22 protein-coding genes are annotated in these 20,838 nt (G+C 71.2%); 21 read left to right on the forward strand and 1 reads right to left on the reverse strand.

Annotation, left to right across the window (positions count from 1 at the left end; genetic code table 11):
- Window position 1 precedes the first annotated feature (1 nt).
- The 21 genes from VFR64_18905 (at window position 2) to VFR64_19005 (ending at window position 20,032) form a co-directional block, all read left to right on the forward strand.
- Complete coding sequence (locus VFR64_18905) at window positions 2-1,492, forward strand: UDP-N-acetylmuramoyl-L-alanyl-D-glutamate--2,6-diaminopimelate ligase (protein ID HET9491806.1); 1,491 nt, start codon at window positions 2-4, stop codon at window positions 1,490-1,492.
- A 5-nt stretch (window positions 1,493-1,497) separates the two neighbouring features.
- Complete coding sequence (murF, locus tag VFR64_18910; protein HET9491807.1) at window positions 1,498-2,892, forward strand: UDP-N-acetylmuramoyl-tripeptide--D-alanyl-D-alanine ligase; 1,395 nt, start codon at window positions 1,498-1,500, stop codon at window positions 2,890-2,892.
- Between the two features lie 9 nt (window positions 2,893-2,901).
- Complete coding sequence (gene mraY, locus VFR64_18915; GenBank protein ID HET9491808.1) at window positions 2,902-3,984, forward strand: phospho-N-acetylmuramoyl-pentapeptide-transferase; 1,083 nt, start codon at window positions 2,902-2,904, stop codon at window positions 3,982-3,984.
- Window positions 3,985-4,027: 43 nt separating this feature from the next.
- Complete coding sequence (gene murD, locus VFR64_18920) at window positions 4,028-5,449, forward strand: UDP-N-acetylmuramoyl-L-alanine--D-glutamate ligase (protein ID HET9491809.1); 1,422 nt, start codon at window positions 4,028-4,030, stop codon at window positions 5,447-5,449.
- A gap of 215 nt (window positions 5,450-5,664) precedes the next feature.
- A complete protein-coding gene (locus VFR64_18925) occupies window positions 5,665-5,814 on the forward strand; it encodes a hypothetical protein (protein HET9491810.1) in 150 nt (49 codons plus the stop codon).
- Window positions 5,814-6,911 (forward strand): putative lipid II flippase FtsW, encoded by a 1,098-nt coding sequence (gene ftsW, locus VFR64_18930; protein ID HET9491811.1) that lies wholly within the window; start codon window positions 5,814-5,816, stop codon window positions 6,909-6,911. Before VFR64_18925 ends, ftsW begins: the two co-directional genes overlap by 1 nt.
- On the forward strand, window positions 6,904-8,304 hold the full coding sequence (murC, locus tag VFR64_18935) for a UDP-N-acetylmuramate--L-alanine ligase (protein HET9491812.1): 1,401 nt from the start codon (window positions 6,904-6,906) through the stop codon (window positions 8,302-8,304). Before ftsW ends, murC begins: the two co-directional genes overlap by 8 nt.
- Entirely contained in the window at window positions 8,298-9,176 is an 879-nt protein-coding gene (gene murB / locus VFR64_18940) for a UDP-N-acetylmuramate dehydrogenase (GenBank protein HET9491813.1), read from the forward strand. Before murC ends, murB begins: the two co-directional genes overlap by 7 nt.
- Window positions 9,169-10,014, forward strand: coding sequence for a cell division protein FtsQ/DivIB (locus VFR64_18945; protein ID HET9491814.1), 846 nt, complete (start codon window positions 9,169-9,171; stop codon window positions 10,012-10,014). Before murB ends, VFR64_18945 begins: the two co-directional genes overlap by 8 nt.
- Before the next feature lie 23 nt (window positions 10,015-10,037).
- Window positions 10,038-11,264: a cell division protein FtsA gene (gene ftsA, locus VFR64_18950; protein HET9491815.1), complete on the forward strand. Its 1,227-nt coding sequence runs from the start codon at window positions 10,038-10,040 to the stop codon at window positions 11,262-11,264.
- A 34-nt stretch (window positions 11,265-11,298) separates the two neighbouring features.
- On the forward strand, window positions 11,299-12,456 hold the full coding sequence (gene ftsZ, locus VFR64_18955; GenBank protein HET9491816.1) for a cell division protein FtsZ: 1,158 nt from the start codon (window positions 11,299-11,301) through the stop codon (window positions 12,454-12,456).
- Window positions 12,457-12,541: 85 nt separating this feature from the next.
- Window positions 12,542-13,291 (forward strand): polyphenol oxidase family protein, encoded by a 750-nt coding sequence (locus VFR64_18960; GenBank protein HET9491817.1) that lies wholly within the window; start codon window positions 12,542-12,544, stop codon window positions 13,289-13,291.
- A gap of 145 nt (window positions 13,292-13,436) precedes the next feature.
- Complete coding sequence (locus VFR64_18965) at window positions 13,437-14,126, forward strand: YggS family pyridoxal phosphate-dependent enzyme (protein ID HET9491818.1); 690 nt, start codon at window positions 13,437-13,439, stop codon at window positions 14,124-14,126.
- Window positions 14,123-14,947: a pyrroline-5-carboxylate reductase gene (proC, locus tag VFR64_18970; GenBank protein HET9491819.1), complete on the forward strand. Its 825-nt coding sequence runs from the start codon at window positions 14,123-14,125 to the stop codon at window positions 14,945-14,947. Before VFR64_18965 ends, proC begins: the two co-directional genes overlap by 4 nt.
- The gene (locus tag VFR64_18975) at window positions 14,947-15,246 is read left to right on the forward strand and encodes a YggT family protein (protein HET9491820.1); all 300 of its coding nucleotides are present in this window, start codon (window positions 14,947-14,949) and stop codon (window positions 15,244-15,246) included. Before proC ends, VFR64_18975 begins: the two co-directional genes overlap by 1 nt.
- A 12-nt stretch (window positions 15,247-15,258) precedes the next feature.
- Window positions 15,259-15,738, forward strand: a complete 480-nt coding sequence (locus VFR64_18980; GenBank protein HET9491821.1) for a DivIVA domain-containing protein — start codon at window positions 15,259-15,261, stop codon at window positions 15,736-15,738.
- Window positions 15,722-16,018 carry a DUF167 domain-containing protein gene (locus tag VFR64_18985; protein HET9491822.1) on the forward strand — a complete coding sequence of 99 codons (297 nt, stop codon included), beginning with the start codon at window positions 15,722-15,724 and terminating at the stop codon, window positions 16,016-16,018. Before VFR64_18980 ends, VFR64_18985 begins: the two co-directional genes overlap by 17 nt.
- Entirely contained in the window at window positions 16,015-16,332 is a 318-nt protein-coding gene (locus VFR64_18990; protein ID HET9491823.1) for a hypothetical protein, read from the forward strand. Before VFR64_18985 ends, VFR64_18990 begins: the two co-directional genes overlap by 4 nt.
- Window positions 16,333-16,340: 8 nt before the next feature.
- Window positions 16,341-17,357 (forward strand): S-methyl-5-thioribose-1-phosphate isomerase, encoded by a 1,017-nt coding sequence (gene mtnA / locus VFR64_18995; protein ID HET9491824.1) that lies wholly within the window; start codon window positions 16,341-16,343, stop codon window positions 17,355-17,357.
- A 10-nt stretch (window positions 17,358-17,367) separates the two neighbouring features.
- Window positions 17,368-18,879 (forward strand): SagB/ThcOx family dehydrogenase, encoded by a 1,512-nt coding sequence (locus VFR64_19000; GenBank protein ID HET9491825.1) that lies wholly within the window; start codon window positions 17,368-17,370, stop codon window positions 18,877-18,879.
- Window positions 18,880-18,889: 10 nt separating this feature from the next.
- The gene (locus VFR64_19005) at window positions 18,890-20,032 is read left to right on the forward strand and encodes an alanine--glyoxylate aminotransferase family protein (protein ID HET9491826.1); all 1,143 of its coding nucleotides are present in this window, start codon (window positions 18,890-18,892) and stop codon (window positions 20,030-20,032) included.
- On the opposite strand, the gene VFR64_19010 is transcribed toward VFR64_19005, so the two are convergent.
- On the reverse strand, window positions 19,926-20,765 hold the full coding sequence (locus VFR64_19010) for an SIMPL domain-containing protein (protein HET9491827.1): 840 nt from the start codon (window positions 20,763-20,765) through the stop codon (window positions 19,926-19,928). The genes VFR64_19005 and VFR64_19010 overlap by 107 nt on opposite strands.
- Between the last annotated feature and the right edge of the window lie 73 nt (window positions 20,766-20,838).

Consider the following 20,838-nt stretch of genomic DNA (forward strand, 5'->3'; position numbering starts at 1 on the left):
CATGGAACGCGAGATGCCGTTGAGCGAGCTCCTGGCGTCCCTGCCCGAGAAGACCGTGGTCGGCACGCCCCCCGCCTGGGTCCGGGCCATCCGCGACGATTCGCGGAAGGTCGGGCCGGAGGAATGCTTCGTCGCTGTGCCCGGGCTGCGTCAGGACGCCCGCCGCTTCGTCCCCGAAGCGCTGCGGCGCGGCGCCGCGCTGCTGGTCACCGAACCGCCCGCCCTGCCCGAGCTCCCGATTGCCCAGATCGTGGTGCCCTCGGCCCGAGTCGCCCTGGGCCGGATCGCCGCCGCCTACTACGAGCACCCGTCGCGCCGGCTCGCCATCGTGGGCATCACGGGAACAAACGGCAAGACGACCACGTCATACCTGGTGGAGGCCCTGTTGCAGGCCCGGGGATGGCGAACGGGAGTGATCGGGACCGTCCAGTACCGCGTGGGCGACCGGTTGCTCCCGGCCGGGCAGACCACGCCGGACGCGCTCGAGCTCCAGTCGATGCTGGCGGCGATGCGCGACGACGGCGTGGGGGGCGTAGCGATGGAAGTCTCCTCGCACGCGCTGGCCCTGGCCCGGGTCGATGAGGTGGCGTTCGACATCGGGGTCTTCACGAACCTCACGCAGGACCACCTCGATTTTCACGGCACCCTCGACGACTACCGCCGGGCCAAGCGACGCCTCTTCGAGCTGCTCGAGCGCTCGCCCAAGCCGGCGCGCACCGCCGTCGTCAACGGCGACGATCCCTCCGGACCCGAGATGACCCGGAGCCTCGACCTGCCGGTGGTGACGTTCGGTCTGCGGCCCCCTGCGGCCGTCCGGGCCACCGAGTGGCAGTCCAGCCTCGATGGCTTGCGGCTCACCGCGACGACGCCGGGCGGCTTGGTCGAGCTTCGCTCGCCGCTCATCGGCGAGCACAATGTCATGAACGTGCTGGGAGCGGTCGCCACGGGGCTGGCGCTCGGGCTCGCCCCGGACGTCCTGGCGGCGACGCTGGCCCGGGTCGGCGCCGTGCCCGGCCGCTTCGAGCAGGTGCGCGCTGGGCAGCCCTTCCTCGTCGTGGTCGACTACGCCCACACCCCCGACGCCCTGGAGCGCGTCCTCGGCACGGCGCGCAAGTTGACCCGCGGGCGGCTGGCGGTGGTGTTCGGCTGCGGTGGCGACCGTGATCGGGGCAAGCGTCCCATCATGGGCGCGATCGCGGCCTGTCTGGCCGACCGGGTGTGGGTGACTTCCGACAACCCGCGCTCGGAGCCGCCGGGGGCGATCATCGACGAGGTCGTGGCCGGCGTGTCGGGGCCGGAGGCGGCCGGGCGCCTCGTGCGCGAGGCCGATCGCCGCGCGGCGATCGCCGCGGCGCTGGGCTGGGCTGCGGCCGGCGATGCCGTCGTGATCGCCGGCAAGGGGCACGAGAACTATCAGATCGTGGGCAACGCGGTACTGCCATTCGACGACCGCGACGTGGCGCGCCAGATCCTCCAGGAGCGCTGGGGCTGAGGACCATGCCGACCTTCACCGTGCACGAGATCGTGCGGGCGACGCAGGGAGCCCTGGTCGTGGGCGACCTGGCCGTGACCGTCACCGGAGTGTCGATCGATTCCCGGACGCTGGCCGTGGGCGAGGCCTTCTTCGCCATCCGGGGACACCGCCTGGACGGCCACGATTTCGTGGGCGAGGCGGCCAGCCGCGGCGCCGCCTGCCTGGTGGTTCACAGTGTCCCCGATCCCGTCCCGGCCGGCGTGCCCCTGGTGCTCGTGGAAGACACCACCAGAGCCCTCGGCCGCCTGGCCGCATTGCATCGGGCCAAGTTCAACCTCCCGGTCGTAGCGATCACGGGTTCTAATGGCAAGACCACGACCAAAGAGATGACGGCGGCCGTGCTCGGCTCGCGTTGGCGGGTGCTCCGGACGGAGTCGAGCTTCAACAACCAGTGGGGCCTCCCGCTGACGCTGCTCCGGCTGGCGCCGGAGCACGAGGCGGTCGTCGTCGAGGTCGGCACCAATCAGCCCGGCGAGATCGCGTACCTGGCCAGTCTGGCGGCGCCGACGGTCGGCGTCGTCACGAGCGTGGCCGCCGTGCACACGCAGTTCCTGGGTTCGCTCGGCGGCGTGCGTGAGGAGAAGGCCGCGCTGGTTCGGGCCCTCGGCCCCGAGGGCGCCGCGGTGCTCAACGCCGACGATCCCCGCGTGGCCGACATGGCGCGGGACACGGTGGCGCGGGTGACGACGTTCGGGCTGGCGGAGAGCGCCGCCGTGCGGGCGGTCGGCGACGTGATCGAGACGGCCGAGGGCATGCGGTTCACGGTGGACGCGAACGGAGAGCGCCAGGCCCTGCGGCTCGGCCTCGTGGGCCGCCACAACGTGAGCAACGCGCTGGCGGCGGTCGCGGTGGGCACCGTGCTCGATCTCGACCTCGCCGACATCGCGCGCGGCCTGGAGGCGGCCCGTCCGGTCAAGGGCCGCTGCGTGTGGCGCCAGGCCGACGGGGTGCGGATCCTCGACGACACGTACAACGCCAACCCCGCCTCGGTGCAGGCCGCGCTGTCGACGGCCGTCGCGCACCAGGCGGGCAGCCGGCTGGTGGTCGTCCTCGGCGACATGCTCGAGCTCGGTCCCGCCGGCGAGGCCGCCCACCGTGAGGCCGGTCGCCAGGTGGCCGCGGCCGGAGCCGGTCTGTTCGTCGCCCTGGGATCGCAAATGCGGATCGCGGTGGACGCGGCCCGTCAGCACGGGCTGGCCGAGGCCTACCACGCCGCCACGTTCGAGGACGCGGTGGCTCACCTGCTCAAGCGCCTGACGGCGGGTGACCTGGTGCTGGTCAAAGGCTCCCGCGGGATGCGGATGGAGCGCATCGCCGATGCGCTGGCCGCGCGCCTCACCCGGGGCGAGGAGAAATGAGCGCGAGCGATGCTGTACCACCTGCTCGTCCCGCTGGCCACCGAGCACATCGTCTTCAACGTGTTCAGGTACCTCACGTTCCGGTCCGTCATGGCCCTCATCTCGGCCCTGGTGATCTCGCTGTTGATCGGGCCCCCCATCATCCGGCGCCTGCGCGAGCTGCAGTACGGCAGCAACACGGTGCGCGAGGATACGCCGGAGCGGCACCTCACCAAGAAGGGCACGCCGACGATGGGCGGCCTGGTGATCCTCTACGCCCTGGTGCTGTCCACGCTGCTCTGGGCCAATCTCCTGAACCGCTACGTCTGGGTCGTGGTGCTGGGCACGGCGGCATTCGGGCTGATCGGGCTGGGGGACGACCTCCTCAAGCTCCGCTGGCGACGCGGGCTATCGGGGCGGGCGAAGCTCGGGCTGCAGTTCGCCGTGGCCTTCGGCGTGCTGCAGATCGTGTTCTGGCAGCCCGCGGCCAACGGATGGGAGCCGGTTCTGGCCATTCCGTTCCTCAAAGGATGGATCCTCGACCTCGGGTGGTGGTGGATCCCGGTCGGCATGCTGGTGATCGTCGGGGCCTCGAACGCGGTCAACCTCACGGACGGCCTCGACGGCCTGGCCATCGGCCCCATCATCATGGCCGGCGGGGCCTTCGGCATCCTCGCGTACCTGACGGGCAACTTCAAGGCCGCCGACTATCTCAAGATCATCAACGTCAAGGGTGCCGGCGAGCTCAGCGTGTTCTGCGGGGCCCTCATCGGCGCGGCCATCGGCTTCCTCTGGTTCAACTGCCATCCGGCGCAGGTCTTCATGGGCGACGTGGGCTCGCTGGCCCTGGGCGGAGCCGTCGGCACCCTGGCCGTGCTGACCAAATCCGAGCTGCTGCTGCCGCTCATCGGCGGACTGTACGTCGTGGAGGCGGCGTCGGTCATTCTCCAGGTCGCGAGCTTCAAGCTGACCGGACGGCGAATCTTTCGGATGGCCCCGCTGCACCATCACTACGAGCTGGCCGGTTGGGCCGAGCCGAAGATCGTCGTCCGGTTCTGGATCGTCTCTTTCGCGCTGGCGCTGCTGGCGCTGTCCACGCTCAAGCTGCGATGACGCGTCTGTTCATTGCCCCACCCTCTGACGCGGAGGCGGTGCCATGGCAAAGATGGCCATCCGAGTGAGTCTGCTGGAGGAGGAGCTGGCGACCCGGGGACGCGCGTATCTGGAATCCCTGAGGGGCAAGGTCGTGGCCGTCGTGGGGCTGGCCCGGAGTGGTCTGGCCGCCGTCCGGCTCCTCCACACAGCGGGCGCCCGCGTCATCGCGACCGACACCAAGCCGCTGGCCGCCCTGCGACCCGAGGTGCGCGACCTGGCCCGACTCGGCATCCGCGTCCTGGTCGGAGGCGTGTACCCGGAGGCCATGCGCGATGCCGCGCTCGTGGTCGTCAGTCCCGGCGTGCCGCCGGCCACCGACCAGCTCGCGGCGGCCCGCTCCTCGGGCACTCCCGTGGTGGGGGAGCTCGAGCTGGGCTGGCGGGCCATGGAGGCGGAAACCCTCGCCATCACGGGGACCAACGGCAAGACCACGACGACCACGTTGACGGGCGCCCTGCTCGCCGAGCAGCCCCGTCCCGTCCTGATCGCCGGCAACATCGGCACCCCGCTGGCCGCTCACGCGCTGACGTTCCCGGCCGACGGCCTGGTGGTGTGTGAGGTGTCGAGCTTTCAGCTGGAGACCACTGAGGCTTTCCATCCTCGGGTGGCCGCCGTTCTCAACATCACTCCCGATCACCTCGACCGGCACGGCACCTTCCAGGGCTACGTCGAAGCCAAGACGCGGATCTTCCTCAATCAGACCGAGGCCGATTGCGCGGTGCTCAATGCCGATGACGATGCCGCCCGGGCCCTGGCCGGCCACACCCGGGCCCGTGTCGTCTGGTTCAGTCGCCGCCGCCCGCTGGAGCACGGGGTGTTCGTCCAGGACGAGTGGATCGTCGCCAACCTCGGCGGGGAGGTCGAGCGCATCGCGCCGCTGGCCGAGATCTCCCTGCGCGGCGCCCACAACGTGGAAAACGTGCTGGCGGCGACGGCCTGCGCCCTCTGGACCGGGGTCGCGCCGGCGGCCATCCGGCGCGCCATCGCCCGCTTCCGCGGCGTGCCCCATCGGATCGAGTTCATTCGCGACCTCGAGGGCGTCCACTACTACAACGACTCGAAGGGCACCAACGTGGACTCGACCATCCGGGCCCTGGAGAGCTTCGACGAGCGCATCGTCCTCCTCGCCGGCGGTCTGGGCAAGGGCCAGGACTTCCGCCCCCTGGCCGAGGCGGCCCGCGGTCGCGTGGCGCACGCGGTGGTCATCGGACAGGACGGTTCCGCCATCGGCGCGGCGCTGGCGGGTGTCGGCATCCCGATCACCCCCGCGGTCTCGCTCGAAGCAGCGCTGCAAGCGGCGCGAACCGTGGCCCGCCCGGGCGACGTCGTCCTGCTCTCGCCGGCGTGCGCGTCGTTCGACATGTTCCAGGACTTCGAGCACCGTGGCGACGTGTTCCGCGGCCTCGTCGGCGGGCTCACGTGATCTACGCAAGTGCGCGCCGGCAGACCGGCGGCGCCGGGGCGGGGAGGGGTCGCGAGACCACGAGGGCGGTGGCCGCAGGAACCGGCTGTGGCTGGGCTCCATCGACGCGCGACGCTCCGGTACTACGCAGCGGGAAACGGGTCTCTTCGACCCCTCCCCGCCCCGGCGCCACCGGTCTGCCGGCGATCTGGCGGGGCCGCGGTCGGGAGGGGTCAGTGAGACCCGTTTCCCGCCGCGTGTTTCCGGACCGCTGCGTGCCGCTGGAGCCCAGCCGCAACCGGTCCCTGCGGGCGCCGGCCACGTGGTCGAACGATCCCTCCCGACCGCGGCCCCGCCAGATCGCCGACGAGCGCGAGGTGGCGTAATGCCCAGGAAGCTGAGGCCGGACTGGTGGCTGTTGGGGGTGGCGGTGCTGCTGCTGTCGGTCGGCGTCGTCATGGTCTATTCGGCGAGCGCCATCGTGGCCGCGGATCGCTTCGACGATCCCTACCTGTTCCTCAAGAAGCAGCTCGTCTGGGCCCTGCTGGGGGGGGCCTGTCTGCTGGGCGCGCTGCACATCGACTACCGGCGGCTGGAAGGTCTGGGCTGGCCCCTCCTGGTGACGGTCGGGGTGCTGCTGATCCTCGTGCTGGTGCCGCCGCTGGGGCAGCCGATCAACGGCACCTGGCGGTGGCTACGCTTCGGCCCCCTGTCGATCCAGCCAGCCGAGCTCGCCAAGCTCGCGCTCATCATCTATCTGGCCGCGTTCCTGGCCCGACACCGCGACCAGCTAGGCGACTGGCGGCGCGGCTTCCTGCCGCCCCTGGCGGTGGCCGGCGGCCTGGCCGCCCTGATCCTGGCCCAGCCCGATCTCGGGAACTCGCTCACGCTCATCGCGGTGACCTTCGCGCTGCTCTACCTGGCGGGCAGCCGGCTGCGGCACCTGCTCTTGCTGGTGGCCGCGGCCGTCCCCCTGTTGGGCCTGGCCGTGTGGCTGGCGCCTTACCGCTTGCGGCGGATCACGACGTTCATGGATCCGTGGTCGGATCCGCGGGGCAGCGGTTTTCAGATCATCCAGTCCTGGCTGGCCATCGGCGGCGGCGGCCTCTTCGGCCGCGGGGTGGGGGAATCGCGCCAGAAGCTGTTCTACCTGCCCGAGGCCCACACCGATTTCATCTTCGCCGTCCTGGGCGAGGAACTGGGCTTCATCGGCGCCAGCCTCGTGCTCGCGGCATTCGCGGTCCTCGTCTGGCGCGGCCTGCGCGTGGGGCTGCGGGCGCCGGACGCCTTCGGCACCTACCTGGCCCTCGGCATCACCGCCCTCATCGCCACCCAGACGCTCGTGAACCTGGGCGTCGTCACCGGGCTGCTGCCCACCAAGGGCTTGCCGCTGCCCTTCATCTCCTTCGGCGGGTCGGCGCTGCTCACCACGATGGTCGCCACCGGTCTGCTCCTCAACGTGTCGCAGCACGCCAATGTTTAAACGCTACCGGCACATCCACTTCGTGGGCATCGGCGGCAGCGGCATGTCAGGCATCGCCGAGATCCTGGTCAACCTGGGCTACCGGGTGACCGGCTCGGACCAGCGGCGCAACGAGGCGGTGGAGCGGCTCGAGCAGATGGGCGCGAAGGTCGTCATCGGCCACGACGCCGCGCACGTCGACGCCGCCCACGTGGTCGTCTACTCCTCGGCCGTCTCCCCGGACAACGTGGAGGTCCACGAGGCCCGGCAGCGGGGCATCCCGACCATCCCGCGCGCCGAGATGCTCGCCGAGTTGATGCGCCTCAAGTACGGCATCGCCGTCGCCGGGACGCACGGCAAGACCACCACGACGTCGATGGTCGGCGCGGTGCTGGCCGAGGCGCGCTACGACCCCACGATCGTGGTGGGCGGACGGGTCATGAGCCTGGGGTCCAATGCCCGCCTGGGCCAGGGGGAGTACCTGGTGGCCGAGGCCGACGAATCGGACGGCTCGTTCCTGACCCTGGCGCCCACCATCGCGGTCATCACCACCATCGACGCCGAGCATCTCGACCACTACGGCACCCTGGACGCCATCCGCGCGGCATTTCTGGCCTTTGTCAACAAGGTCCCCTTCTATGGCTGCGCCGTGCTGTGTCTGGACCAGCCCAACATCCAGATGCTCATTCCCCGCATTACCAAGCGCGTCGTCACGTACGGCCTGGAGTCCGGCGCCGACCTGGTGGCGCGCCACGTCCGCCTGGCCGGGCTCACCAGTGGCTTCGAGGTCTACCAGCGGGGCGACCTGCTGGGCGACTGTGAGCTCCACGTTCCCGGGCAGCACAATGTGCTCAACGCCCTGGCCGCCATCGCGGTCGGGCTCGATCTCGAAGTCCCGTTCACCACTATCCGGACGGCGCTGGCCGCCTTTGCCGGTGTTCAGCGTCGCTTCCAGGTGCGGGGTCAGGCTGCAGGCGTCACCGTCGTCGACGACTATGGTCATCACCCCGCCGAGATCCGCGCTACGCTGGCCGCCGCCAAGGCCGGCTTCGACGCGCGGGTGGTCACCGTGTTCCAGCCGCACCGCTATTCACGGACGCTCCACCTGCGTCAGGACTTTCTGACCGCATTCAACCAGGCCGACGTCCTCCTCGTGATGGACATCTACCCCGCCGGCGAGGCCCCCATCCTCGGCGTGAGCGGGGCCGACCTGGCCGACGGTATTCGGGCCCACGGTCACCGGGATGTCACGTACGTGGGGGGCGACAAGGGCCGCGTGGTGGAGCGGCTGGCCGAGCTCACGCGGCCGGGCGATCTCGTGCTGACGCTCGGCGCCGGCGACGTCGGCCACATTGGACCAGAACTATTGCTCCGACTCGGGGCTGAACCGCTCAGAGGGAGGCCCACATGCTAGGAGAGATCCGTGGGGAAGTGCGGTTCAAAGAGCCGCTGAGCTTCCACACCTCGCTGCGCATCGGCGGCCCGGCGGACATCTTCATCGTGCCCCAGGACGTCGATGACATCCGTCACGCGCTGGCCTTCGCCGACCGGGAGCAATTACCGGTGGTGGTGGTCGGCGGGGGGAACAACCTGCTGGTGCGTGACCGCGGCGTGCGGGGCGTGGTGCTCAAGCTGGAAGGCTGTCTGGGCCGCGCCGAGTTCCACGGCGAGGAGGCCGTGGCCGGCGCCGGAGCCGGCCTCTCGGCGCTGATTCGCGAGGCGGCCGCGCTGAACCTGGGCGGGATCGAATGCCTGGCCGGCATTCCCGCCACCATCGGCGGCGCCCTGGCCATGAATGCCGGCACGCCCGACGGCGCCATCGGCGACTTCGTGTCGGCCGCCTACTTCCTGTACCCCGACGGCACCCTCGGCGAATACAAGCCGAATGCGGGCGGCTTCGGCTATCGCGCCCTGCACGTTCCTCCGGGGGCGGTGCTCATCGGCTGTCGGCTACGGCTGACGCGTCGGGCCTTGCCCGACATCCAGAAAGAGATCAAGCAGCGGCTGAAGGTCAAGAAAGCCACGCAACCGCTGGCGCTGGCCTCGGCGGGTTGCGTGTGGAAGAACCCGCCCGGTGAGCAGGCCGGGCGCCTGATCGAGCGCGTCGGTTTGCGAGGCAAGCGGATCAACGGCGCCGAGATCTCGACCAAGCACTCGAATTTCATCGTCAACCGCGGGGGCGCGACGTCGGCGGACGTCCACAGTCTCATGGAGCTGACCCGCGAGCGCGTGCACAGTCACTTCGGCCTCACGCTCGAGACCGAGATCCGCCTCATCGGTGAGTAAGGCCGGGCTCGTCTCCCCCCGCGGCCGCGCGCCCGCGCTCTCCGACCTGGGCGAGCGCGATGGGCTCATCGCCCGTCAACGGCTGCCCCGCCCCCGCCGGTGGCGCCGGCTGGGCCGCGCCCTGACGTTGACGTGTTGTGGCCTGCTGGTGCTGGCCGTGCAGGCAGCGGGGGTGGCGTGGCTGCTCACCACGGAGCACTTCGCGGTCCGGATGGTGGAGGTCCGGGGCGCCTCGCGGGTCTCGCCCGACGGGATCCTGGCCGCCGCCGGCATCGCGGCGGGCACCAATCTCTGGCGACTGGACCGGGCCACGGTGACGGCGCGCGTGGAGAGCCTGCCCGAGGTCCGACGCGCCGAGCTCATCCGGGAGCTGCCCGACCGTGTCGTCATCCTGGTCGAGGAGCGCCGGCCGTTCACGCTGGTCCACGGCACCCGGCTGCACTGGGTCGACGAGGAGGGCCGCGCCCTGGGCGAGGCGCGCGAGGCGGTGGCGCCGCCGGCGCCCGTCATCAGCGGGTTGACCGAGGAGGAGCTGGCGGCGATGCGGACCCGGCCGTCCCCCCGAGCCCGCGCGGCCATCGCGCTGATTCGCGCGCTGCTGCGTAGCGGCAGCCCGCTGGCCAGCCAGATCTCCGAGATCGACATGAGCCGCCGCGACGGTCCGGTCCTCTACACCGACAGCGGCATCGAGGTGCGACTCGGCCACGAGGAGTGGGAACAGCGCCTGGCGCGCCTCGAGGGCGTCCTGGCGCAGGTGGGGAGCCAGGAAACAGCAGTGAGCGCCATCGACCTCAGGTATCAGGACCAGGTCATCCTCAAGAAGGGAGGTCGGGGATAGCGCGGTCCAAGCTTCCGGAGCTCGTGGTCGGCCTGGACGTCGGCACGACCAAGATCTGCGCGGTCATCGCTCAGCCGAACTCTGCCCACGGCATCGACATCGTCGGCATCGGCGCCGCGGCTTCCCGCGGCCTGCGCAAAGGGGTTGTGGTCAACATCGAGGCCACGGTCGACGCGATCCGGCAGGCCGTCGCCGAGGCCGAGCAGATGGCCGGGGTCGAGGCCGCCGGCGTCTACGCCGGCGTCGCGGGAGGACACATCCGCGGGATCAACAGTCGCGGCGCGGTCACCGTGTCCGGCAAGGATCGCGAGGTGACGGCGGCCGACGTCCAGCGGGCCGTCGAGGTGGCCCGGGCCGTCAGCCTGCCCCAGGACCGGGAGATCCTGCACGTCCTGCCCCAGGCGTTCGTGGTCGACGACCAGGACGGCATCCGGGCCCCGGTCGGGATGTCGGGGTCCCGGCTGGAAGTCGAGGTCCACATCGTGACGGGCGCGGTCAGCGCGATTCACAACGTGATCCGCTCCGTGAATCGCGCCGGGCTCGCCGTGTACGACGTCGTCCTCGAACCGCTGGCCTCGGCGGAGGCGGTCCTGTCGGCCGACGAGATGGAGCTCGGCGTCGTCCTCGTCGACATCGGCGGCGGCACCACCGACCTGGCCTTCTTCCGGGACGGCGCCGTGTGGCACTCGGCGATCCTGCCTCTGGGCGGTGATCACGTCACCAACGACATCGCGGTAGGGCTGCGCGCGCCGGTGGGCGACGCCGAGGAGCTCAAGCGGCGGTATGGCTGCGCGCTCACCGCGCTCGTGTCCGCCGAGGAGACGATCGATGTGCCGTCCATCGGCGGACGCCGGCCGCGCCAGCTCTCCCGGCAGGTCCTGTCCGGCATCATCCAGCCCCGCATGGAAGAGATCATCACGCTGGCCGCCCGGGAGATGGTCAAGCTCGGCTTTCAGGGAGCCGCTACCGCGGGGGTGGTGGTCACCGGAGGCACCTCGATCATGGAGGGCGTCCCCGAGCTGGCCGAGGCCATCTTCGAGCTGCCCGTGCGACGCGGGCTGCCCGAGACGGTGGGCGGCCTCGCCGATGTGGTCAAGAGCCCGATCTATGCGACGGGGGTGGGGCTGGCCCTGTACGGCGCCCGGACCGGTCCGCCGGCCGGCGTCGACGAGGCGCCGGCCGGCGGCAGCGAAGGCGGCCTCGGCGGCCTGGCCCGGCGGTTCATGGATTGGTTCGGTGAAATCTTCTAAGAACGCTCACGCGGAGACGCGAAAGGAGGCGCGGATGGAGAAGGAACGCGGCCGGCGTCCGCTGTTCGAGCTCGAGGAGACTCCCCAGGCGGCCAAGATCAAGGTGATCGGCCTGGGCGGCGGCGGTAGCAACGCCGTGAGTCGGATGATCAACGCGCAGTTCACCGGCGTGGACTTCATCGTCGCCAATACCGACAGCCAGGCGCTGCGCGCCTCACCCGCCCCCATCAAGCTGCACCTCGGCGCCAAGCTGACTCAAGGGCTCGGGGCCGGCTCCAACCCGGCCATCGGGCGCGACGCCGCGCTGGAAGACCCCGAGCAGATCACCCGCCTTCTCGAGGGGGCCGACATGGTCTTCATCACGGCTGGCCTGGGCGGGGGCACGGGCACCGGCGCCGCTCCCGTGGTGGCCTCGCTGGCCAAAGACCTCGGCATCCTCACCGTGGCCGTCGTGACCAAGCCCTTCCACTTCGAGGGGCGCCGGCGGATGCAGCAGGCCGAGGCCGGCCAGGACGAGCTGCGGGTCGTGGTCGACACGTTGATCACCATCCCCAACCAGCGCCTGCTCGCGGTCGTCGAGCGGGGGACGGCGCTGATGGATGCCTTCAAGGTCGCCGACTCCGTGCTCCATCAAGCGGTTCAGGGCATCTCCGACCTGATCCTGGTTCCCGGTCTCATCAACCTCGACTTCGCCGACGTGCGCACCATCATGTCGGGGATGGGCATGGCCATGATGGGCACCGGCGTCGGCCGCGGTGAGCACCGCGCCCTCGACGCGGCCCACAAGGCCGTGGCCAGCCCCCTGCTCGACGACTCCTCGATCGACGGGGCCAAGGGGGTGCTGATCAACTTCACCGGCGGCCCTGATCTGTCGCTGCACGAAGTGGAAGAGGCCGCCCGCATCGTGCAGGAGGCGGCCAACGACGAGGCCAACATCATCTTCGGCGCGGTCATCGACCACAGCCTCGGCGACGAAGTGCGAATGACGGTGATCGCCACCGGCTTCCCCGAGAAGCGGGAATCGCTGACACCTAGCGGCAAGGTCGTCGACCTGCCGCGCGTGAACCGGGCGCCCAGCCTGGCCACCGCCGGCGCCTGGCGGCGACGGGCGGCCGAGGTGCGGGAGGACGGCGACGAGGCCGGCGGCAGCGACTTCGACGTGCCGGCGTTCCTGCGGCGTCAGGCCGACTAGCGCTCGCGCTCCGGCGCGAGTCGTGAGGGCGGGATGGCACCGGGCCTCGCGCGGCCTCGGGCGCGGGGCGGCGCATACTGATCGCATGAGCTTCGTCGGGTACGGGGAGCCGCCGCAGTTCTTCACGTTCGGCAGTCTCGACGCGCTCGGGCTGCCCCATGCGACGACGACGCGGCATTGCCCGGGGGTCGGCGCCGGGTCGGAATCCTCGGGACCCTTTCGGCCGGAAGCCGGGCGGGCGCTGGCCGGCGCCGGCCTCGATCTCGGCCGGGTGGCCTGGGCGCGGCAGGTGCACGAAGCCGAAGCCGTGCGCGTCACGCCGGCCGGCGGGTTCGCCGGGACGGGGGACGTCCTCGTCAGCGCGGAGCCCGGCGTCGCGCTTTCCATCTTCACCGCGGACTGCCTGGCCATCGTGCTGTACGACGCGGAGGCCCGCGCGGTCGCCGTGGCCCACGTCGGCTGGCGGGGCACCGTGCGCGGCGCGGCCCAGGCGGCCGTGACGGCGCTGACCGGACTGGGCGCGCGCCCCGAGCGGCTGCGAGCGGCGATCGCGCCCTCCATCGGCCCCTGCTGTTACGAGATCGATGCGCCGGTCGCGGCGGAGTTCAGGCGGGCGTATCCCGCGCTGTGGGAGGCGTGGGTCACGCCGGTTCGTGCCGACCACTGGCTGCTCGACCTCTGGCGCGCGAACGAGACGCTCCTGGCGCGCTCCGGCGTCCCGCCCGCGCAGATCGACAACCCCCGCGTCTGCACGGCCTGTCATCCCGAGCTCTTCTACTCCTATCGCAAGGGCAACCGCGGTCGCCTCGTCACCCTCGCCGCGCTCCCGAGATGACGCGAGGAGACGTCGACGGTGGTCGCAGCGCGCGTCGATGGGGAGGTGTGGCGGGGGGCGCTGATGGCAGCGCGCGTGGATGGGGAGGTTTGGAGGGGGCGCGCCTCGTGCCCCCTCCAATTCAATAATGCTAGAATCGCCGAAGATGGACGAGATTCGCATCAACCTCGAGCGCGTGCGCGAACGGATCGCCCGTGCCGCCGAGCGCGCGGGCCGTCGCCCCGACGACGTGTTGCTGGTCGGCGTCAGCAAGACCGTCGACGTCGGGCGGATCCGGCAGGCCGTGGCCGCCGGCCTGCCGGCGCTCGGCGAGAATCGCGTGCAGGAAGCGCAGGCCAAGATCGCGGCGCTGGGTCGACCGGTGCCCTGGCATCTGATCGGGCACCTGCAAACCAACAAGGTGCGCGCCGCCCTCGAGCTCTTCGACGTGATCCAGTCCCTCGACCGGCTGGAGCTGGCTCGCGAGTGCGATCGTCGCGCCCGCGCGCGCGGACGGCCGGTCGCGGTGCTGATCCAGGTCAACGTGGCCGGCGAGGCCTCCAAGGGGGGCTTCGCTCCGCACGACGTGGGTGCCGCCATCGACGCCATCGGGGCGCTCGAGCACCTGGAGCTGCGCGGGCTCATGGCGATCCCCCCACCGGTGGAGCGCGCCGAGGAGGCTCGGGGCTGGTTCCGGACGCTGGCCCAGCTCGGCAAGCGACACGGCCTCGGCGAGCTCTCGATGGGCATGAGCGCCGATTTCGAGGTGGCCGTCGAGGAAGGCGCCACCATGGTGCGGGTGGGCACGGCCATCTTCGGGGCGCGGCCGCCTCGCGAGGAACGTTCCACCCCATGAGCGTGAAGGGCCAGAAAGTCGGGTTCGTGGGTTCCGGCAACATGGGGGAGGCTCTCATCCGGGGGCTGGTGGCCGCCAACGTCGTGCCGGCCGAGGCGGTGTGGGCCAGCGACGTGCGCGGGGAGCGTCTGGCCGAGCTGGGCGCGAAGTACGGCATTCGGCAGGCCAGCGACAACAGCGAGCTGGTGCGGCAGGTCGACGTCGTGATCCTGGCCGTCAAGCCCCAGATCATGGCCGCGGTGCTTCGCGAGATCGCCCCGGCGCTCACCCGACGGAAGCTCGTCATCTCGCTGGCCGCCGGCGTGTCGACGGCCCGGATCCGATCGGCGCTCGGCCGGGAGGTGCGTCTCATCCGCGTCATGCCGAACACGCCCGCCCTGGTGCTGGAGGGCGCCACCGCGATCGCCCGGGCCGACGGGCTCGAGCCCGACGACCTGGACACCGCCAGCGAGATCTTCAGCGCCGTGGGGCGCGTCGTCGTGCTGGAGGAAGAGCTCATGGACGCGGTGACGGGCCTGTCCGGCTCGGGTCCGGCCTACGTGGCCCTAGTCTTAGAGTCGCTGGCCGACGGCGGCGTGAAGATGGGCCTCGACCGGATCACGGCCATGACCCTGGCGACCCAGACTGTGCTGGGCGCGGCCAAGCTCATCCTCGAGACCGGGATGCATCCCGGCGCGCTCAAGGACATGGTGAGCTCCCCCGGGGGCACGTCCATCGCCGGTATCGCGGCGCTGGAAGAGGGCGGCATCCGGACCACCTTCATCAAGGCGGTCGAGCGGGCCACGCAGCGGTCCAGAGAGCTGGGGCAGGGCGCCGCCTGATGTTCGTCTTCAGCAACCTGGTGCTGGCGGCGGCGCGCATCCTGGAGTTGGTGCTGTGGGCCTACTTCTGGATCATCATCGCCCGGGCCGTGCTGTCGTGGGTCAACCCCGATCCGTTCAACCCCATCGTCCGCTTTCTCTACCGGGCCACCGAGCCCGTGCTGCGGCCGATTCGGCACCGGCTGCCCACTCTGACCATGGGGCTCGATCTGTCCCCCATGGTGGTGCTGCTGGCGATCTATTTCCTGGAATCATTCCTGGTCGGATCGCTGCGCGATCTGGCCATCAGCCTGAGGTAGTCGGAGGACCCGATGCGGCTCACTCCCCTCGATATCCGGCAGCAACAGTTCACGGTCCGGATGTTCCGTGGTCTCGATCCCCAGGAGGTCGACGCGTTTCTGGAGGACGTGGCCGAGGACTACGAGTCGGTGCTCAAGGAGAACGGGCTGCTCCGGGAGCAGCTGAGCGCTCTGGAGGAGCGCAGCCGGGGGCTGGTCGACCGCGAGAAGGCCCTGCAGGACACGCTGCTCACCACCCAGCGGCTGGCCGAGGAGATGAAGGAGAGCGCCCGCCGCGAGGCGCAGCTCATCATGCGGGAGGCCGAGCTCAGGGGCGACAAGTACGTGGAGGATCTCCGCGCCGAGGAGGCGCACATCCGCGGCCAGATCAACGAGCTCAAGCGGGCGCGCCGCCAGGTCGCCGAGGATCTGCGGGCCACGCTCGACCGGTACCACCGGCTGTTCACGCTGGATCTGGCCGACGACGACGCCAAGGATGGCGACGCCCGCTAGCGGCACGCTGGTGCGCGTCCGGGTCCAGCCGCGGGCCGCGCGGAACGAGATCGTGGGCTGGCGGGCCGACGAAGTGCTGGGCGTGAGGGTAACGGCCGCGCCGGTGGAGGGACGGGCCAACGCGGCGGTGACCGAGCTGCTGGCGGCCGCCCTCGGTCTGCCCCGCTCGGCCGTCCGGGTGGCCCGGGGCGAGCGCGGGCGCGACAAGCTCGTACGGGTGCAGGGATTGAGCGCCGGTGAGATCCGGAATCGGCTGGGCGCGGTGGAGGGAAGATCATGAGGGCAACACTGATTGCGGCAGGCCTGGCGATGGCGATGGCGGCCGGCGCGGTGCCGGCGTGGGCCGAGCACGGGGCGGAGTCGAGCTCCGTCGATCTGGACGTCGATCTCCGGGTCGATCGTGACGGCTTTCGCGTGGCTGGACAGCTGCTGGGCCTCGGAAAAGTCTACGGCGCCTGGCTGAACGGGCGGGTGCGCGCCGACGGGTTGAGTCTCGATGGCCGCGTCCAAGAGGGCAGCCGGGCCTTGAACTTCAAGTTGAACGCCGAGATCGCGCGCCGGTGGCTGGACGCCTTCGGACGGAATCCGATCTGACGGCCTCGATCGCTCCCCTCCGCTGGTCCGGCGATCGCCTGGTCCTCCTCGATCAGACCCGGCTTCCCGGCGAAGAGGTGGAGCGCGTCTGCGCCCGCTGGGAAGAGGTCGCCGAGGCGATCCGCGCGCTGGTCGTCCGGGGCGCCCCGGCCATCGGCGTGGCCGCCGCCTTCGGCCTGGTCCTCGCCGCCCGCCAGAGCGCAGCGACCACGTTCGAGGAGCTGCTGGCGGATCTGGAGACGGCGAGCAAAGGGTTGGCCGCCACACGGCCCACCGCCGTGAACTTGTTCTGGGCGCTGGAGCGCATGCGCCGGACGGCGCTGGCCGCCCGGCATGTGCCCCTCGCCGAGGTGCGGACCCGGCTGGAGACCGAGGCGCAGGCCATCCTCGACGAGGACGTCGCCGGCAATCGCGCCATCGGCAGCCACGGCGCCGTGCTGGTTCCGCCGGGAGCCCGCATCCTCACCCACTGCAACGCCGGGGCGCTGGCCACGGCGGGCTACGGCACGGCGCTCGGGGTCGTACGCGCCGCCCACGCCGCCGGCCGGGTGGCGCTGGTGTGGGTGGACGAGACGCGCCCGGTCATGCAAGGCTCGCGGCTCACCGCGTGGGAGTGCGTGCGCGACGGCATTCCTCACCGCCTCGTCGCCGATGTCGTCGCCGCCTCGCTGATGGGCCGCGGCGAGGTCGACCTGGTGGTGACCGGGGCCGATCGCATCGCCGCCAACGGGGACACCGCCAACAAGATCGGGACCTATGCGCTGGCCGTCCTGGCCCGCCACCACGGGGTGCCGTTCTACGTCGCGGCGCCCTGGTCCACCATCGATCCGTCCCTGCCCTCCGGGCTGCAGATCCCGATCGAGGAGCGCGATCCCCGGGAAGTCCGGGGCGTGGCCGATCGGCTCACCGCGCCGGCGGCGTCGCCGGTCTACAATCCGGCCTTCGACGTGACCCCCGGCACGCTGATCACCGCGATCATCACCGAGCGCGGGATCTACCGGCCGCCGTACCGCTTCGCCACATGACTGCCGCGCGATGGTGGCGAACCCCGACATCCACATCGCCCGGCGCTTCCACGACCTGACCACCCACACGCCGCATTCTGTCCGTACCAGCAGTCACACGCTGGACTGGGACATCAAGCCGTTCCCGTTCAAGGTCTACCCCGAGCTGCCGGCGCTGCCGTTGCCCCGCGAGGTGGCTCCCGTCGCGGTCGACACGCTGGCGGCGCTGGACTCGAGCGCAACCCGCCCGGCGTCGGCCATGACGCTCGAGCACCTGAGCACGCTGCTGTACCTGGCGGCAGGCGTGACGAAGAAGAAGACGTACCCGGGCGGCGGCGAGGTACTGTTCCGCGCCGCGGCCTCGACCGGCGCGTTGTATCAGACGGAGGTCTACGTAGCGGCCGGTGCCGTCGAGGGCCTGGACCCCGGCCTCTATCACTTCTGCCCCGGGGACTTCACGCTCCGGCGGCTGCGCGCCGGCGACGTGCGAGCGCCGCTGGGCGAGGCCGCCGCCGACCCTGACGTGGCCAGGCGGGCGGCCACGATCGTGCTGACGGCGATCTACTGGCGCAACACCTGGAAGTACCAGGCCCGGGGCTGGCGCCATCTGTACTGGGATTCGGGAACGATGCTGGCCAACCTGACTGCGGCCGGCCAGGCGCTCGGTCTGACGCCCCGTGTGCTCACCGGGTTCGCCGATCCTCAGGTCAACCACCTGCTCGGCCTCGACGCCGACCGCGAGGCGGCGCTCGAGCTGGTCACCCTCGGTCCCGCCACGGTTCCCGCCGCCCCGCGGCCCGATCTGGACGACATCCGCCACGACGTCATGCCCCTGTCATCTCAAGAGGTCGACTACCCGATCCTGCGGGAAATGCAGCAGGCCTCCATGCTGCAGACGCCGGACGATGTCCGGTCGTGGCGCCGCAGCTCCCCGCCGGCGTCCCGCGCGCCGCGGGGACCGCTCACCGCGCTGCCTGCGGCCCTCCGGGCGGCGGGACGAGCCCTCGACGACACCATCCAGCGCCGCGCCTCGACCCGGCGTTTCGGTCACGCACCTCTGGAGCTGGCGCAACTGGCCACGACGCTCTGGTGGGCCACCCGCCCGGTCCAGATCGACGTGCCGGCGGGCCTCGTGGACGTCTTCCTCGTCGTCAACGCCGTCGACAGTCTGGAGCCAGGGACGTGGCGGTACTGGCCGAACAGCCACGCCCTGGAGCGCCTGGCCGCGGGTGAGTTTCGCCGTCAGTCGGCGTTCCTCACGCTGGAGCAGGCGCTGGGAGGGGACGCGGCGGTCACGCTCTATTTCCTGGCCCCGCTGAACGCGCTGCTGGCGGCGTACGGCAACCGCGGTTACCGGCTGGCCAACCTGGAAGCCGGGCTGATCGGCGGCCGCGCCTACCTGGTCGCCTACGCATCGGGGTTCGGCGCCTCAGGCCTCACCTTCTATGACGGCGAGGTCGTCCGCTTCTTCTCGCCTCACGCCGAGGGGCTCGATGCGATCTTCGTCACCGCGCTGGGCAAGGCCGGCCGCTCGTCGTGTTAGAGTCGGGAGCATGAAGAAATACCAGCTGATGGCGCCCGGCCCCACGCCCGTCCCCAGTCAGGTGCTGCTGGCCATGGCGCAGCCGATGATCCACCATCGGACTCCGGAGTACGAGGCGCTGTTCGCCGAGGTGCGCGAGCAGCTCAAGTGGCTGTTCCAGACGTCGCAGGACGTCGTCCTCCTCACCTGCTCGGGCACAGGGGCGATGGAGGCGGCGGTGGTCAACACGCTGTCGCCCGGGGACACGGTCGCCATCATCCGGGCGGGCAAGTTCGCCGACCGTTGGGCCGAGATCGCCGGGATCTACGGGCTGCAGACGGTGACGCTGGAGGCGGCCTTCGGGGCGACGGTGGCGCCGGGGCGGCTGGGCGAAACGCTGCGCGCGCGGCCCGAGGTCAAGGCGGTGCTCGTTCAGCACAGCGAGACCTCGACCGGCGTGCTGCACGACGTCCGGGGCTACGCCGAGGTCACGCGGGGCACGGGCGCCCTGCTCGTCGTCGATGCGGTGTCCAGCCTGGGCATCGCCGATCTGCCCATGGACGCCTGGGGCGTGGACGTGGTCGTGGCCGGCTCGCAGAAAGGGCTCATGCTGCCTCCGGGGCTGGCTTTCTGCGCGCTGAGCGAGCGGGCCTGGCGCCAGACGGCCCACTCGCGGCTGCCCAAGTACTACTTCGACCTGGTTGCCGAGCGCAAAGCGGGCGCCAAGAACGACGTGCGCTTCACTCCCGCCGTCGGCATCGTCGTCGGCCTGCGCGAGGCGCTGCGGCTGATGCACGCCGAAGGCCTGGGGAACGTGTTCCGGCGCCACGACCGGATGGCCCGGGCCACCCGGGCCGGTGTGGAGGCGCTCGGGCTGCAGCTCTTCGCCCGGGCCACGCCCAGCCCGGCCGTCACCGCGGTCACGGCGCCGGCCGGTATCGACGGCGAAACCATCGTGGCGACCTTCGCGAAGACGCACAACATCACGATCGCCGGCGGGCAGGGAGAGATGAAGGGCAAGCTCTTCCGCCTCGGCCACATGGGGTATGCCGTCGAGTTCGACGTCATCACGGCGCTGGCCGCGCTGGAGCAGGTGCTGGCCGACCTCGGACTGCCCGTCGACTTCGGCGCCAGCGTGCGCGCCGCCCAGAAGGTCTTCGCCGAGAAGGTCTAGGTCCCTGGCGGGCCAGGCGGTAGTGGGCGGTGACGCTCACGGTGATTTCCAGCTGTCCCGGTTCCACTGGTCCCGGCGCCATCGCCGCGCTCACCGTCGCGCCAAACCGCTCCCCCAGCTCGGGCCGGGGTAACGGGCCACCGTCGGTCAGGCTGACGAGCTCGCCGAGACGGAGGCCCGCCGCCTCAGCGAGCTGACCGGCCTTGGTCTGGGCGTCGCGCACGGCGAGGGCGCGGGCCTCGGCTTCGGCCCTGGCGGGGTCGGAGACCCTGAAGCGGACGCCGCGGATCGTGGTGGCGCCGGCGGCCATGGCCGCCTCCACCAGACGCCCCACGGCGGTCAGCTCGCGGATGCGCACCTGCACCACGTTGACCACCCGGTAACCGGCGATGCGGGCGCCCTCGTCTTCGCTCCGCCGCGGGGCCGTCACCGGATCCACCGAGTACGCCACCGTCGTGATGTCGCGCTCGCTCACGCCGAGGGTTTTCAGCCGCTCGAGCACCGCCTGCATCTGCCGCGCCGCCTGCGCCGTCGCGTCGGACAGGCTGGGCGCGCGTAGCTCGACGCCGAGATGTGCCAGCGCGGTGTCCGGCACGACGGCGACCTTGCCGGTGCCCCAGACGGTGATTCCCGCGCCCGGGCGCGCTCGCGGCTCGGACACGTCGACCGCCAGGCAGCCGCCGAACAGGCCGGCGGTGAGCATGAGGCTCCCCACGATCCACGCGCGTGACATGCGCTCCTCCTCGGCGGCGGTGCTCCGGCGCGCCTTCAGGATACCCAGAAAAGGGGCTAGAATGGCGGGGTTG

The sequence above is a fragment of the Candidatus Methylomirabilota bacterium genome (assembly GCA_035709005.1).
Taxonomy (GTDB): domain Bacteria; phylum Methylomirabilota; class Methylomirabilia; order Rokubacteriales; family CSP1-6; genus 40CM-4-69-5.

Coding starts and splice junctions, on each gene's coding strand:
- VFR64_18980 (HET9491821.1), top strand. CDS start 15,259: ATGCGGCTCACTCCCCTCGATATCCGGCAGCAACAGTTCACGGTCCGG.
- proC (HET9491819.1), top strand. CDS start 14,123: ATGAGCGTGAAGGGCCAGAAAGTCGGGTTCGTGGGTTCCGGCAACATG.
- VFR64_19005 (HET9491826.1), top strand. CDS start 18,890: ATGAAGAAATACCAGCTGATGGCGCCCGGCCCCACGCCCGTCCCCAGT.
- murD (HET9491809.1), top strand. CDS start 4,028: ATGGCAAAGATGGCCATCCGAGTGAGTCTGCTGGAGGAGGAGCTGGCG.
- VFR64_18905 (HET9491806.1), top strand. CDS start 2: ATGGAACGCGAGATGCCGTTGAGCGAGCTCCTGGCGTCCCTGCCCGAG.
- murC (HET9491812.1), top strand. CDS start 6,904: ATGTTTAAACGCTACCGGCACATCCACTTCGTGGGCATCGGCGGCAGC.
- VFR64_18975 (HET9491820.1), top strand. CDS start 14,947: ATGTTCGTCTTCAGCAACCTGGTGCTGGCGGCGGCGCGCATCCTGGAG.
- VFR64_18990 (HET9491823.1), top strand. CDS start 16,015: ATGAGGGCAACACTGATTGCGGCAGGCCTGGCGATGGCGATGGCGGCC.
- murF (HET9491807.1), top strand. CDS start 1,498: ATGCCGACCTTCACCGTGCACGAGATCGTGCGGGCGACGCAGGGAGCC.
- VFR64_19000 (HET9491825.1), top strand. CDS start 17,368: ATGGTGGCGAACCCCGACATCCACATCGCCCGGCGCTTCCACGACCTG.
- VFR64_18985 (HET9491822.1), top strand. CDS start 15,722: ATGGCGACGCCCGCTAGCGGCACGCTGGTGCGCGTCCGGGTCCAGCCG.
- VFR64_19010 (HET9491827.1), bottom strand. CDS start 20,765: ATGTCACGCGCGTGGATCGTGGGGAGCCTCATGCTCACCGCCGGCCTG.
- ftsW (HET9491811.1), top strand. CDS start 5,814: ATGCCCAGGAAGCTGAGGCCGGACTGGTGGCTGTTGGGGGTGGCGGTG.
- VFR64_18960 (HET9491817.1), top strand. CDS start 12,542: ATGAGCTTCGTCGGGTACGGGGAGCCGCCGCAGTTCTTCACGTTCGGC.
- mraY (HET9491808.1), top strand. CDS start 2,902: ATGCTGTACCACCTGCTCGTCCCGCTGGCCACCGAGCACATCGTCTTC.
- ftsZ (HET9491816.1), top strand. CDS start 11,299: ATGGAGAAGGAACGCGGCCGGCGTCCGCTGTTCGAGCTCGAGGAGACT.
- murB (HET9491813.1), top strand. CDS start 8,298: ATGCTAGGAGAGATCCGTGGGGAAGTGCGGTTCAAAGAGCCGCTGAGC.
- VFR64_18965 (HET9491818.1), top strand. CDS start 13,437: ATGGACGAGATTCGCATCAACCTCGAGCGCGTGCGCGAACGGATCGCC.